We start from the raw sequence: 11,699 nt of genomic DNA on the forward strand, positions 1-11,699 counted from the left end.
GCTCATTGAAGAGCGGCGCCCCCGAACTTTTTTCGAACCATGCGCAACCCGCTTTGTCTTGATCCCAGCTCGCCGATGGCGGGCTTCGGTGTCCGGGCACCAACCAGAACCGGATCGCCATGAAAGGCTGGAGACCCTCGCCACCATTGCTGCTCCTGCTGCCGGCGGTGATCGTGCTGGCGGCCGTGGTGGTGGTGCCGTTGCTGCTGTCGCTCTACTCCAGCTTCACGCCGTTCCGGCTGACCAGGCCTGAGACGTTCTGGGTCTTCATCGGCGCCCGCAACTACGTCACCATCCTGACCAGCCGCGATTTCTGGATCGCCTTTGCCCGTACCGTGGTGCTGCTGACGGTGGCGCTCAACCTGGAAATGCTGATCGGTCTCGGGCTGGCCCTGCTGGTGGAAAAAGCCTCGCGCGGCCAGCGGGTCCTGCGCACCATCATGATGTTTCCGATGATGTTTTCGCCGATCCTCGTCGGCTTCCAGTTCAAATTCATGTTCAACGACAATATCGGCCTGGTGAACAACGCCCTGCAGGCGCTCGGCCTGACCGATCGCGCCATCCCGTGGCTGATCGACGGCAATCTCGCCTTCATCGCCATCCTGACCGCCGAGATCTGGTCGTCGACTTCGGTGTTCGCGATCCTCATCCTAGCCGGGCTGCTGGCGATGCCGCGCGAACCGGTCGAGGCGGCCCGCGTCGACGGCTGCACGCCATGGCAGACATTCCGCTATGTCACCTGGCCGTTCATCATGCCGTTTGCCTTCATCGCCATGACCATCCGCTCGCTCGACGTCGCGCGCGCCTACGACATCGTCAAGATCATGACCGACGGCGGCCCTGCCGGCCGCACCGAGCTGGTCTGGACGCTGGTCGCCCGCACCGCCTATGGCGATGCCAGAATGGGCATGGCCAATGCCATGGCCTATTTCTCGATCCTGCTGTCGATCCTGTTCACCGTCTATTTCTACCGCAAGCTCGCCGCGGCGCGCACGCAGATCGCGGCGGAGTGGTGAGGATGGACCAGAACAGCCTGCATCGCGCCGGCAACAAAGCGCTTCGGATCGTCCATGGCATCGGGCTGTTCCTGGCCATGCTGGTCATCTGCCTGCCCGGCATCTGGATCGTGCTGTCGTCGCTGCGGCCGACTGTCGAGATCATGGCCAAGCCGCCGGTGTGGATTCCGCAGCAACTCTCGCTCGATGCCTACGTCGCGATGTTCAGCGGCGTCGGCCAGGGCGGCATTCCGGTGCTCGACTACTTCCGCAATTCGCTGATCATCTCGGTGACCTCGACGCTGATCGCCATCGTCATCGGCATGGCCGGCGGCTATGCCTTTGCGCGCTATCGCTTCCGCGCCAAATCGGCGATGTTCCTTGGCCTGATGCTGACGCGCACGGTGCCCGGCATTGCGCTGTCGCTGCCGCTGTTCTTCGTCTTTGCGCGGCTCGGCATCATCGACACGCATTTCGGGCTGATCCTGGTCTATGTCGCGCTCAATGTGCCCTTCACCATCTGGCTGATCGACGGCTTTTTCCGCCAGGTACCGAAAGACCTTGCCGAGGCGGCGCAGATCGACGGCTGCACGCGCTGGCAGGCCTTCTGGCAGGTCGAGTTTCCGCTCGCCGGGCCCGGCATCGCCTCGGCCGGAATCTTTGCCTTCCTCACCTCGTGGAACGAGTTCGCGCTGGCCTCGCAGCTGACACGCTCGATTAACTCCAAGACCCTGCCGGTTGGCCTGCTCGACTATACGGCCGAATTCACCATCGACTGGCGCGGCATGTGCGCGCTCGCCGTGGTCATGGTCATACCGGCGCTCACGCTTACCTTCATCGTCCAGAAACACCTCGTCGGCGGCCTCACTTCCGGCGCGGTGAAAGGCTGACATGGCAACCGTATCGCTCAAGAATCTCACCAAAAGCTACGGCCCGGTGGCGGTGGTGCACGGCATCGATCTCGAGGTCGCCGACCGCGAGTTCATCGCGCTGGTCGGGCCGTCCGGTTGCGGCAAGTCGACAACCCTGCGCATGATCGCCGGCCTCGAGGCGATCAGCGACGGCGTCATTGAGATCGGCGGCCGCATGGTCAACGACCTGCCGCCGCGCTCGCGCAACATCTCGATGGTGTTCCAGTCCTACGCGCTCTATCCGCATATGACGGTGCGCGAAAACCTCGGCTTCTCGCTCAAGATCGCGGGCGCCGCGAAAGAAGAAATGGACCGTCGCGTCGCCGAAGCGTCCGGCATTCTCGGCCTCGACCAATTGCTCGACCGCCGGCCGTCGCAGCTGTCCGGCGGACAGCGCCAGCGCGTGGCCATGGGCCGCGCCATCGTGCGCGATCCCGATGTCTTCCTGTTCGACGAGCCACTTTCCAATCTCGACGCCAAGCTTCGGACGCAGATGCGCACCGAGATCAAGAAGCTGCACGCCAAGGTCAAGTCGACGGTGATCTACGTCACCCATGACCAGGTCGAAGCGATGACATTGGCGGACCGCATCGTCATCATGCGTGACGGTTTTATCGAGCAGGTCGGCACACCCGACGAGGTGTTCCGCCGGCCGCAGACACGCTTCGTCGCGGGCTTCATCGGCTCGCCACCGATGAACCTGCATGAGGCGGTTGTCGACGACGGACAGCTGCTGTTCGCCAGCGGCGAGAAGCTGCCTCTGCCCAGCCAGTTCAAAGCCAATGTCGAAACCGGCGACAAGGTCGTGTTCGGCCTCAGGCCCGACGACATCTATCCGACCGGACACGGCATCAGCTCCGGCGAAGATGTCGACGTCCACCAGGTCGAGTTGCCGGTGACCGTCACCGAGCCGCTCGGCAATGAGACGCTGGTGTTCGCCGAATTCAACGGCAGCGACTGGGTATCACGGATGCTCAATCCAAAGCCGCTCAAAGCCGGCGACCGGGTCAAGATGAGCCTGGACCTGTCGCAGGCCCATCTGTTTTCTGCTGAAACGGGCAAGACATTGCGAGGTTAAAATCATGGCAAAGATCGAGAAAGTCGAACTGCGCATGGTCGACTTGGTGCCTAAGGTCAAGCGCACCGATGCCATCCAGAGTTTTGTCAGCCAGGAAACACCGATCGTCACCATCACCGATGCCGACGGCGCGGTCGGCTCCGGCTACAGCTACACGATCGGCACCGGCGGCTCGTCGGTGATGCGACTGCTGGCCGACCACCTTGCGCCGCGGCTGATCGGCCGCGACGCCGACATGATCGAGGCGGTCTGGCGCGAGTTGGAGTTCGCCACCCATGCCACGACGATCGGCGCGATCACGGCAATCGCGCTGGCGGCCATCGACACTGCTCTTTGGGACCTGCGGGCGAAGAAACAGAGACTGCCGCTGTGGAAGCTGGCCGGCGGCGCCAAGGACCGCTGCCCGCTCTACACGACCGAAGGCGGCTGGCTGCATATCGAAACCGAGGCGCTGGTCGAGGATGCGCTGGCCGCCAAGGCCAAGGGTTTTCGCGGCTCGAAGGTCAAGATCGGCAAGCCGCACGGTTCCGAGGATCTTACTCGGCTGACGGCGGTGCGCCGGGCGGTTGGAGACTCCTACGAGATCATGACCGACTGCAACCAGGGCTTTTCGGTCGACGAGGCAATCCGCCGGGCCGAACGCTTTCGCGACCTCGACCTCGCCTGGATCGAGGAACCGCTGCCGGCCGACGACATTGACGGCCATGTGCGGCTGTCGAGTGCGACGTCGACGCCGATCGCGGTCGGCGAGTCGCTCTATTCGATCCGGCATTTCCGCGAATATATGCAGAAGGGCGCGTGTTCGATCGTGCAGGTCGATGTCGGCCGCATCGGCGGCATTACGCCGTGGCTGAAGGTGGCGCACGCGGCCGAGGCGTTCGACATCCCCATCTGCCCGCATTTCCTGATGGAACTGCATGTCAGCCTGACATGCGCCGTTCAGAACGGCAGATATGTCGAGTATATTCCCCAGCTCGACGAGCTGACCGGCAAGAAAATGCGTATCGAGGACGGGCACGCATTGGCGCCGGACGAGTCCGGCATCGGCATCGACTGGGACTGGGATGCGATCAAGGCGAAGAGCATCGCGGAATTCACCACGACGATAGTGAAATAGGAGGCGGACATGCAGCGAATGGGAATGGTGCTCGGCCTCAAGCCGGAGAAAGTCGCCGAGTATGTGCGGCTTCACGCCGCCGTCTGGCCGGACGTCCTCAAGATGATTTCCGCCTGCAACATCAAGAATTATTCGATTTATCTGAGGGAGCCGGAGCACCTTTTGTTCAGCACCTTCGAGTACCACGGCACCGATTTCGCCTCCGACATGGCCAAGATGGCGGCCGATCCCACGACGCAGGAATGGTGGGCGCTGTGCATGCCATGCCAGGAGCCGCTGCCGACCAGCAAGGAGGGCGAGTGGTGGGCGTCGATGGACGAAGTCTTCCATTATGACTGATGACATCTTCGATCCTGCCTCGCTTTCCCAGGCCTGGGCACAGCCGTCAAAGCCCAGGCCGATCGTGATTTTCGGCGCCGGCTCGATCGTCGGCGATGCGCATTTCCCGGCCTACGGGAAAGCCGGTTTCCCGGTTGCCGGGCTTTTCGACCCCGACCTGGCCAAGGCCGAAAAACTGGCGCAGAAATGGGGCGTCACCGCTTACCGGTCGGTCGAGGAAGCTGCTGCGATCAAGGACGCCGTCTTCGACCTGGCGACACCGCCGGCCTATCATGCCGGCGTGCTCAGGGCGCTGCCCGATGGTGCGGTGGCACTGATCCAGAAGCCGATGGGCAGCAATCTCAGCGAGGCGACCGAGATCCTCGAAATCTGCCGCTCCAAAGACCTCCAAGCGGCGGTGAACTTCCAGCTGCGCTTCGCGCCGATGATGCTGGCGCTCAGGGATGCGATCGCCAAGGGCTGGCTGGGCGAAGTGGTCGATTTCGACGCATGGCTGGCGCTGGCGACACCCTGGCAGCTCTGGGAATTCCTGTTGCAGGCGCCGCGCGTCGAGATCGCCATGCATTCGATCCATTATCTCGACCTGATCCGGCAATTGCTCGGCGACCCCAAGGGGGTTCACGCCAAGACGCTCGGCCACCCCGGCCACAAGGTCGCGCAAACGCGCACCAGCGCGATCCTCGACTATGGCGACACCGTGCGCTGTGCACTGTCGATCAACCACGATCACAAATTCGGTCGAAAACACCAGGCCTGCGAATTCCGCATCTGCGGCACCGAAGGCGCCGCCTACCTCAAACTGGGCGTCAACCTCGACTATCCGCGCGGCGAGCCGGACATCCTCGAAATCTACCCCAAGGGCGGCACGGACTGGATTGCGGTTCCACTCGTCGGCGCATGGTTTCCGGACGCCTTTGCCGGCCGCATGGCCAATGTCCAGCGCTACGCATCTGGCGAGGACGCCGAGCTTGTCAGTTCCGTCGAGGACGGCTGGAACACCATGGCGCTGGTCGAAGCCGCCTACCAATCGAGCGCGGCGCCGGCAACACCGATAGCGGCGAGGCCCTGACATGGAGCAGACTGTCTATTTCGAGGACTACCAGATCGGCTCGTCGCGCATGACCAGCGGGCGCACCATCACCGAGACCGACTTCGTCGTCCATGCCGGCCATACCGGCGATTTCTTTCCCCACCACATGGACGCCGAGTTCATGAAGACGACGCCGTTCGGCCAGCGCATCGCCCACGGCACGCTGGTCTTTTCGGTCGGCGTCGGGCTGACGGCGAGCGTCGTCAACCCGGTCGCCTTCTCCTATGGCTACGACAGGCTGCGCTTCATCAAGCCGGTGTTCATCGGCGATACGATCAGGACCCGCACCACCATCTCGGCCAAGGAAGACGACCCGAAGCGACCCGATTCAGGCCGGGTCGTCGAGCGCTGCGAGGTGATCAACCAGCATGGCAACGTGGTGCTGGTCGCCGACCACATCTACATCGTCGAGCGTCGCGACAAGCCGAGCAGGGCGTCGACGGACGGCCCCGAAACCTGAAACAAAAAAACCGCCTTGCGGCGGGTCCTCAGTGCGAATCAGCACCATACGTAAATTAGTAGCATAGCTGCCGGCACAAAGCAAGAACAAAATGTGGCGCTGTCGGCAAAAAATGCGAATTCACTTCACCCGTTCCCGTCTTTATCCGCTTGCCGAGGTCGCGCTCAAGGCTGCCTGCCCCGGAACGTTAAGGTGGAACTGCCGGCAGGCAGCGGATGATGCCGACATCGGGAATTGGTCACACCCGGTTGACCGGATATACCGCCTTGCCGCCGCGCAGGACCGCTGCGACATCGGCAAACACCTTGTTGCGAACCTCCGCGTAAGACTGCGTCGAGTAGTGCGCCGCGTGTGGACTGACCAGGACGGTGTCCAGCGCCAGCAGCGGATTGTCGGGCGAAGGCGGCTCCTGCTCGAACGTGTCGATGCCCGCGCCTGCCAGATGGCGACGCCGGATCAGATCCGCCAACGCGACCTCGTCGACGAGGCCGCCGCGGGACACGTTAATGAATATCGCTCCTTCCTTCATCCGCGACAGGGCATCCGCCGACATGATGTTTCTGGTCTCCGGTGTCGCTGGAACGTGCAGCGAGACGATGTCGGCCCTGGCTAGCAGCTCGTCGAAGCCGACCGGTTCGGCACCGCCGGCCGTGATGCGCTCTGCCGGCATATGCGGGTCGTAGGCGATGATATGATAGCCGAAGACCCGCGCCCGCTCGGCAGTCAGGCGCCCGATCTGGCCGAAGCCGATCAGCCCGAGAATCTGCCTGTCCGGCCGCGTGATGCCGGCACCGTCGGTCATCGCCGCCCAGCGGCCGGCGCGCACCGCGCTGTCGAACTGCTTCAGCCTGCGCGCCAAGGCCAGGATCAGGGCCATGGCGTGGGTGCTGACTTCCACCAGATTGGCGTCCGGCACGTAGGTTACCTGAACACCGGCACGGCTAGCGGCCTCGACGTCGATCGAGTCGAGCCCTACGCCGAACCGCCCGATGACCTTGAGGTTCTTCAGTTCCGCCAAAACGCGAGCCGTGATCGGCTCCCGCAATACCATCAATGCGTCGGCGTCGCGGCAGTGTTCGATCAGGGCATCTTCTGTGAGCAGCGTCTTTTCGACAAACTCGGCGCTCAAGCCGTCGAGGTAGCGCAGCTGCTCCTCCTCGACTGACAGCACACCGTCGGTCTTGATGATCTTCATGGCAAACTCTTGCTATGAGGCGCTGCGCGCCGAGGCGACGCCGGCGGCAAGGCCGGCGCCGAGAAACATCGTGTCGCTGGCCAGCATGTAGAAGCTGATGCCGTGCCGCGACCATTTGCCGACATCATCCGCCGAAGGGCGAAAGATGCCGACGGCCTTGCCGGCCGCGCGCGCTACGGCCGCAATCCTGGTAATCGCGGCATTGAGCTTGTCCTGGCCGGCCGGCCCCATGGCGTCGATCGAGACCGACAGGTCGCCGGGGCCAATGAAGACCACGTCGACGCCGTCGACCTGGACGATGTCGTCGATGTTGGCGAGGCCCTCGGCCGTCTCGACCTGGATGGCGACCGTCAGGACCTCGTTGGCCGATTTGAGGTAGTCCGGAATCCTGTAGCCATAACCGGCGGCGCGGCCTGGACCGACACCACGTGCGCCGACCGGCGGGTAACGGCAGGCCATGACCACCATGCGGGCTTGCTCGGCCGTCGAGACGCGGGGTACCAGGACGCCCGACGCGCCGGCGTCGAGCGCGGCCGCCATCCATTCCGGCGTGTGGCCGGGAACGCGCACCATCGCGGGAACCTTGTGGACATCGGCGGCGCGAACCAGATCCTCGAGCCGTTCGCGGCCGATCTGCGAATGCTCCCAGTCGATGCACAGGAAATCGACCCCGCTGGCGGCCGCCACTTCGACCGCCACCGGGTGCGGGATGGCGCAGAACGTGCCGATGAGGCGATCGAGAGAGACACATTTCTTGCGAAAGTCGTACATGAAATCTCCAGAGATTTTTCGGCGTCGGCAAAACCTGTTTGCGCTATGTGGCCCGCGGCAAAGGATGCACGGCTTCCGTCGACATCGGGAAATGCCGGCTGCCGCCTGAAAACGGCGGGAAAGTCTTGTAGTCGGCGCGCATCTCCAGCCGCGCCGGCGACTGCAGGGCGTGCGTCAATGCCGCGGGGCTGTCGAACATGACCCGGTTGCGCTGCATATGGTCGATGCGCGGCCAGGGCAGCGAACCGCACCAATCCAGTCGCGACAGAACCTCGATGTGGCGAATGCCGGGGAAGCCCCGCATCAATTGCGGATGATGCGTCACATAGTGGTAGAGCCAGACATTCATGTCTTCGGCCGGCCCGGGATAGTGGACAAGATAGCTGCAGGGGAGCCCCGACGTCTGGACGCCAGCGTCGTCGACGGGAAACGGACGCACGCACATAGCCTGTTGCGTCGGCCTCGAACCGGCGACGCTCGACAGCATACCCGGTGCGGCAAGCGCCTGCAGATGGCCGGACGGCGCCAGCGCCGCCTCCATGTCCGCCAATTCGTCGAAATAGAGCTGGAAGCCAAAGACCGGCGGTGGGCCATCCTTGTTGAACATGTCCGTCGCCACTTCGGGCAGATAGATGTTTGCAAGCGCAAGGCCCGGCGTCGATGCAATCACCCCCCGCACGGCATCAACGTCTTCACCGGCGATGGCCAAATTTGCCTCGCGGTCATCATGGAAGAAAGCAAGATAGGCAAAGCGCATTTGGACACCTGCTGGATCGAGTTCGACTAGATCAAATTCGGAAGAAAGAGAGCGATCTGCGGAAAGAGGACAATCAGCAGGATCAGCAAAAGCGTCAGCGCGATGTAGGGTGCCGCTGACATGGCAACCGTCTTGAGCGATGTGCCTTTCGGCGCAACACCGATCATGATGAACAGCAGCAGACCAAACGGCGGCGTGGTGAAGCCGACCTCGTAGGCGAGCAGCAGGATCAGCCCGAACCATACCGGCTCGTAGCCGAATTGGTGGGCGATAGGCAGGAAGATCGGCAGCGTGATCAGCATCATCGAGACCTGATCCATGAACATGCCGAGCAGCAGGATGACGAGCACCATCATGAGCAGCATGGGATACGGTCCAAGATCATAGCCGACGATGAACTGGATAAAGCCGTTGGAGGCGCCGGAGAAGGCGAATATCTGCGAAAACGTCGTCGAAGCCGAGATGATCAGGAAGGTCATGCCGGTGACCTTCATCGCATCGTCCAGCGACTTCCAGACAACCGACCAGCTGAACCGCCGGTAGACAAACAACAAGGCGAACACGGCGGCACAGCCGAGCCCCGCCGATTCCGTCGGCGTCGCTATTCCAAGGATGATCGTGCCAACCACCATGAACACGATGACGCTCATCGGAATGATGTTGACGGCAACCGCCCTCACCTTCTCGGCCGCAGGAACGGCGGGCACCGGATAGTGCGGAGCGGCGTCCGGATCGATCTTCGTCTGTGCGAAGATCAGCGCCGCGTACATGACAACGAGGAGCAGCCCGGGCAAAGCCCCCGCTATGAGCAGCGCGCCTACGTCGATCTGGGCCAGCGAGCCGAGCAAGACGGCCAGCGAGGATGGCGGGATGATGACGGCAAGGCTTCCGGCGCCAAGCACCGGGCCGTAGGCCATATGCGGCTTGTAGCCCCGCTTCAGCATCTCCGGCACCATCAGCGAACCCATCATGCCGGTATTGGCGAGGCTCGAGCCCGACAGCGCGGAAAAGATGGTGCCGGCGGCGAGAACGACATAAGCGAGGCGTCCGCGCAGATTGCCGATGCACAGGTCGAGCGCGTAGATGACCTTCTCGCCGAGGCCGGAGCGGAAGAACAGGCTGCCCATGACAAGAAACATCGGCAGCGGAGCGAGCGCATAGGTCGAGACGGCGTCGGAGAAGTTGGCGACCATCTGCGTCACGCCGATCGAACCGCCGAAGAACAGGTACAGCCCGATCACATTGGTGACGAAGAAAGCGAAGGCGACCGGCAGCCCAAGCCCCATCAACACGAGGATGGTGCCAACAAGCACGGCGAATGGAAACAGCCAGGCCACCGGTCAGAGCCCTTCCATTTCCAGCGGATCGAGCGTGTACAGCGTGTCACGGCCGAGGAGATATCTGAGCCATTCCAGCGCAGAGAGGTAGAAGGCGAGCATGATGGGCAGAAAGACCAGCCATTTCGGCATGTCGAAACTGCGCGTTTCATATTCGCCGCCCGCCACGGCGCTTGTCAGGGAAAACAAGGCGACGCTGCCAAGGTAGAGGCTGACGCCGATGCAGGCGAGATAGACCAGTTTTTCAAGCACCGCCCGAGCCCGCATCGGCAGCGCCTTGCGCAGGAACTCGACGAAGACATGGCCCTTGCTGTGGACCAGCCAGGGCATCGGCAGGAATGCCGCGTAAAGCAGGCCGTATTCCGTCGCCGATACTGCCCAGGCAAGCGGCCTCAGGCCCAGATTGCGGACGCATACATCAGCAACCACCGCGACGATGATGAGGCCAAGCACCACTTTTGCCGTCGCCGCCAACGCAAGGCTCAGCTTCGCAATCGCTGCAAACAATCTGTCCATGTCCGACGACCCTCATGTCCACCGTTGCCCCGCTTTTGCCCAGCTTTGATGGAGGGCTTACAAGGCAGCCTCCGCTCGGCTACTGGAAGAATTTCTTCAACTGATCGATGTTGGTGGGATCGCGTTTGGCCATTCTCGCCCAGCTCGCCTGCGTGGCAGCCGCCAGGAATTTGTCGCGGCCGGCACCGGTCAAGCTGATCACCTTCTGCCCGCCGTCGATCATCGCCTGTGCCTGCTTTTCCGACTCGGCAAGATTGGCGTCATAGCTCGCGCGCTCGTATTCGACGGCCGTGTCGGCAAGCAGCTTCTGCGCCTCGGGCGACAGCGTGTCCCATTTGGCCTTGTTGATCGAGATCAGCACGTCGGTTTTGAAGAATTGCGGGTCGACACGGTATTTGGTGAACTTGTCCCAGCCGAACGACGCATAGCCAAACACGGTATAGGCGTTGGCATTGACGACGCCGCGCTCGAGCGAGGTGTAGACGTCCCCTGGCGCTTGCACGATCACCGTTGCGCCCAGGGATTCAAGGAAATCGCGATAGAGCGGCGACGAGCGGATCTTCAGGCTGCTCCAGTCGATGCTGCCTTCGCTGTTGAGCTTGGGTTCGTCGATGGTGAAGACGTTGAAGCCCGAGCCCGCGTCGACATGCGCCAGCAGATGGGCATTGGCCTTCTTCTCGAAAATTCCGCTGATGAAGTCCCAGCCGCCATTCTCGCGAACCTCCCACGGCGTCTTTGTCGATGCGGAGAACACCTCGCCTTCGGGCACGAGCTCGAGGAACTGCCCTGCCGGCGTGTCGATCACGTCGATCAGGCCGCTCCTGAGCGCCGCGCCCTGCTGGATCGGCGGAATGACCTCCGGCCCGCCACGCACGTTGATCTGGACCACGCCCTTGCCCTTTTCGTTCACCTTCTGAACGAACTTCAGGAAGCTCTGGGCGTAGCCGTTCTGCGTCGGCGTAAAATGCACCGCGTTGAGGACGACCTCGTCGGCCGTGGCGATACCCGCCACACCCGACATGAGTGCAGCCAGAACAAGGGATTTCCAAATGCGCATTGCCGTACTCCCTTTGATAGTTCGCCCATGATCCGGCCCATGATCGGGCCGATCTGAAAATTACAATCGCTGCGCC

The 11,699-nt window shown here is 62.7% G+C and carries 13 protein-coding genes; 7 read left to right on the forward strand and 6 right to left on the reverse strand.

All coding sequences use genetic code 11. The features are described from left to right. Positions 1-119 precede the first annotated feature (119 nt). The 7 genes from NKJ93_RS17210 to NKJ93_RS17240 are packed head-to-tail and all read left to right on the forward strand — an operon-like array spanning position 120 to position 5,990. Entirely contained in the window at positions 120-1,016 is an 897-nt protein-coding gene (locus NKJ93_RS17210; protein WP_352482776.1) for a carbohydrate ABC transporter permease, read from the forward strand. A gap of 2 nt (positions 1,017-1,018) precedes the next feature. Further along, positions 1,019-1,885, forward strand: a complete 867-nt coding sequence (locus NKJ93_RS17215) for a carbohydrate ABC transporter permease (protein WP_352590345.1) — start codon at positions 1,019-1,021, stop codon at positions 1,883-1,885. Position 1,886: 1 nt separating this feature from the next. Next, a complete protein-coding gene (locus tag NKJ93_RS17220; RefSeq protein ID WP_023716655.1) occupies positions 1,887-2,984 on the forward strand; it encodes an ABC transporter ATP-binding protein in 1,098 nt (365 codons plus the stop codon). Positions 2,985-2,988: 4 nt separating this feature from the next. Next, the gene (locus NKJ93_RS17225) at positions 2,989-4,101 is read left to right on the forward strand and encodes a mandelate racemase/muconate lactonizing enzyme family protein (RefSeq protein WP_352590348.1); all 1,113 of its coding nucleotides are present in this window, start codon (positions 2,989-2,991) and stop codon (positions 4,099-4,101) included. A 9-nt stretch (positions 4,102-4,110) separates the two neighbouring features. Then, a complete protein-coding gene (locus NKJ93_RS17230) occupies positions 4,111-4,440 on the forward strand; it encodes an L-rhamnose mutarotase (RefSeq protein WP_352590351.1) in 330 nt (109 codons plus the stop codon). After that, positions 4,433-5,509 carry a Gfo/Idh/MocA family protein gene (locus NKJ93_RS17235; protein WP_352590354.1) on the forward strand — a complete coding sequence of 359 codons (1,077 nt, stop codon included), beginning with the start codon at positions 4,433-4,435 and terminating at the stop codon, positions 5,507-5,509. Before NKJ93_RS17230 ends, NKJ93_RS17235 begins: the two co-directional genes overlap by 8 nt. A gap of 1 nt (position 5,510) precedes the next feature. Further along, the gene (locus tag NKJ93_RS17240) at positions 5,511-5,990 is read left to right on the forward strand and encodes a MaoC/PaaZ C-terminal domain-containing protein (RefSeq protein ID WP_352590357.1); all 480 of its coding nucleotides are present in this window, start codon (positions 5,511-5,513) and stop codon (positions 5,988-5,990) included. A 238-nt stretch (positions 5,991-6,228) separates the two neighbouring features. Here the strand turns inward: NKJ93_RS17240 and NKJ93_RS17245 are convergent, their stop codons facing one another. From NKJ93_RS17245 to dctP, 6 genes are all read right to left on the reverse strand, one after another. Continuing rightward, positions 6,229-7,185: a C-terminal binding protein gene (locus NKJ93_RS17245; protein ID WP_352547444.1), complete on the reverse strand. Its 957-nt coding sequence runs from the start codon at positions 7,183-7,185 to the stop codon at positions 6,229-6,231. A gap of 12 nt (positions 7,186-7,197) precedes the next feature. Beyond that, positions 7,198-7,956 (reverse strand): HpcH/HpaI aldolase family protein, encoded by a 759-nt coding sequence (locus NKJ93_RS17250; RefSeq protein ID WP_023716650.1) that lies wholly within the window; start codon positions 7,954-7,956, stop codon positions 7,198-7,200. A gap of 43 nt (positions 7,957-7,999) precedes the next feature. Continuing rightward, positions 8,000-8,713 carry a hypothetical protein gene (locus NKJ93_RS17255; protein WP_352482785.1) on the reverse strand — a complete coding sequence of 238 codons (714 nt, stop codon included), beginning with the start codon at positions 8,711-8,713 and terminating at the stop codon, positions 8,000-8,002. A 26-nt stretch (positions 8,714-8,739) separates the two neighbouring features. Then, on the reverse strand, positions 8,740-10,050 hold the full coding sequence (locus NKJ93_RS17260) for a TRAP transporter large permease (protein ID WP_352482787.1): 1,311 nt from the start codon (positions 10,048-10,050) through the stop codon (positions 8,740-8,742). Between the two features lie 3 nt (positions 10,051-10,053). Next, a complete protein-coding gene (locus NKJ93_RS17265; protein ID WP_023716647.1) occupies positions 10,054-10,566 on the reverse strand; it encodes a TRAP transporter small permease in 513 nt (170 codons plus the stop codon). Between the two features lie 79 nt (positions 10,567-10,645). Then, on the reverse strand, positions 10,646-11,623 hold the full coding sequence (gene dctP / locus NKJ93_RS17270; protein WP_352482789.1) for a TRAP transporter substrate-binding protein DctP: 978 nt from the start codon (positions 11,621-11,623) through the stop codon (positions 10,646-10,648). Between the last annotated feature and the right edge of the window lie 76 nt (positions 11,624-11,699).

The organism is Mesorhizobium sp. M0028 (assembly GCF_040323855.1).
In the GTDB taxonomy this organism is placed as follows: domain Bacteria; phylum Pseudomonadota; class Alphaproteobacteria; order Rhizobiales; family Rhizobiaceae; genus Mesorhizobium.

What these genes read in the sequence shown, in the direction of transcription:
- NKJ93_RS17210 (WP_352482776.1), top strand. Translation starts at nt 120, where the DNA reads ATGAAAGGCTGGAGACCCTCGCCACCATTGCTGCTCCTGCTGCCGGCG.
- NKJ93_RS17215 (WP_352590345.1), top strand. Translation starts at nt 1,019, where the DNA reads ATGGACCAGAACAGCCTGCATCGCGCCGGCAACAAAGCGCTTCGGATC.
- NKJ93_RS17220 (WP_023716655.1), top strand. Translation starts at nt 1,887, where the DNA reads ATGGCAACCGTATCGCTCAAGAATCTCACCAAAAGCTACGGCCCGGTG.
- NKJ93_RS17225 (WP_352590348.1), top strand. Translation starts at nt 2,989, where the DNA reads ATGGCAAAGATCGAGAAAGTCGAACTGCGCATGGTCGACTTGGTGCCT.
- NKJ93_RS17230 (WP_352590351.1), top strand. Translation starts at nt 4,111, where the DNA reads ATGCAGCGAATGGGAATGGTGCTCGGCCTCAAGCCGGAGAAAGTCGCC.
- NKJ93_RS17235 (WP_352590354.1), top strand. Translation starts at nt 4,433, where the DNA reads ATGACTGATGACATCTTCGATCCTGCCTCGCTTTCCCAGGCCTGGGCA.
- NKJ93_RS17240 (WP_352590357.1), top strand. Translation starts at nt 5,511, where the DNA reads ATGGAGCAGACTGTCTATTTCGAGGACTACCAGATCGGCTCGTCGCGC.
- NKJ93_RS17245 (WP_352547444.1), bottom strand. Translation starts at nt 7,185, where the DNA reads ATGAAGATCATCAAGACCGACGGTGTGCTGTCAGTCGAGGAGGAGCAG.
- NKJ93_RS17250 (WP_023716650.1), bottom strand. Translation starts at nt 7,956, where the DNA reads ATGTACGACTTTCGCAAGAAATGTGTCTCTCTCGATCGCCTCATCGGC.
- NKJ93_RS17255 (WP_352482785.1), bottom strand. Translation starts at nt 8,713, where the DNA reads ATGCGCTTTGCCTATCTTGCTTTCTTCCATGATGACCGCGAGGCAAAT.
- NKJ93_RS17265 (WP_023716647.1), bottom strand. Translation starts at nt 10,566, where the DNA reads ATGGACAGATTGTTTGCAGCGATTGCGAAGCTGAGCCTTGCGTTGGCG.
- dctP (WP_352482789.1), bottom strand. Translation starts at nt 11,623, where the DNA reads ATGCGCATTTGGAAATCCCTTGTTCTGGCTGCACTCATGTCGGGTGTG.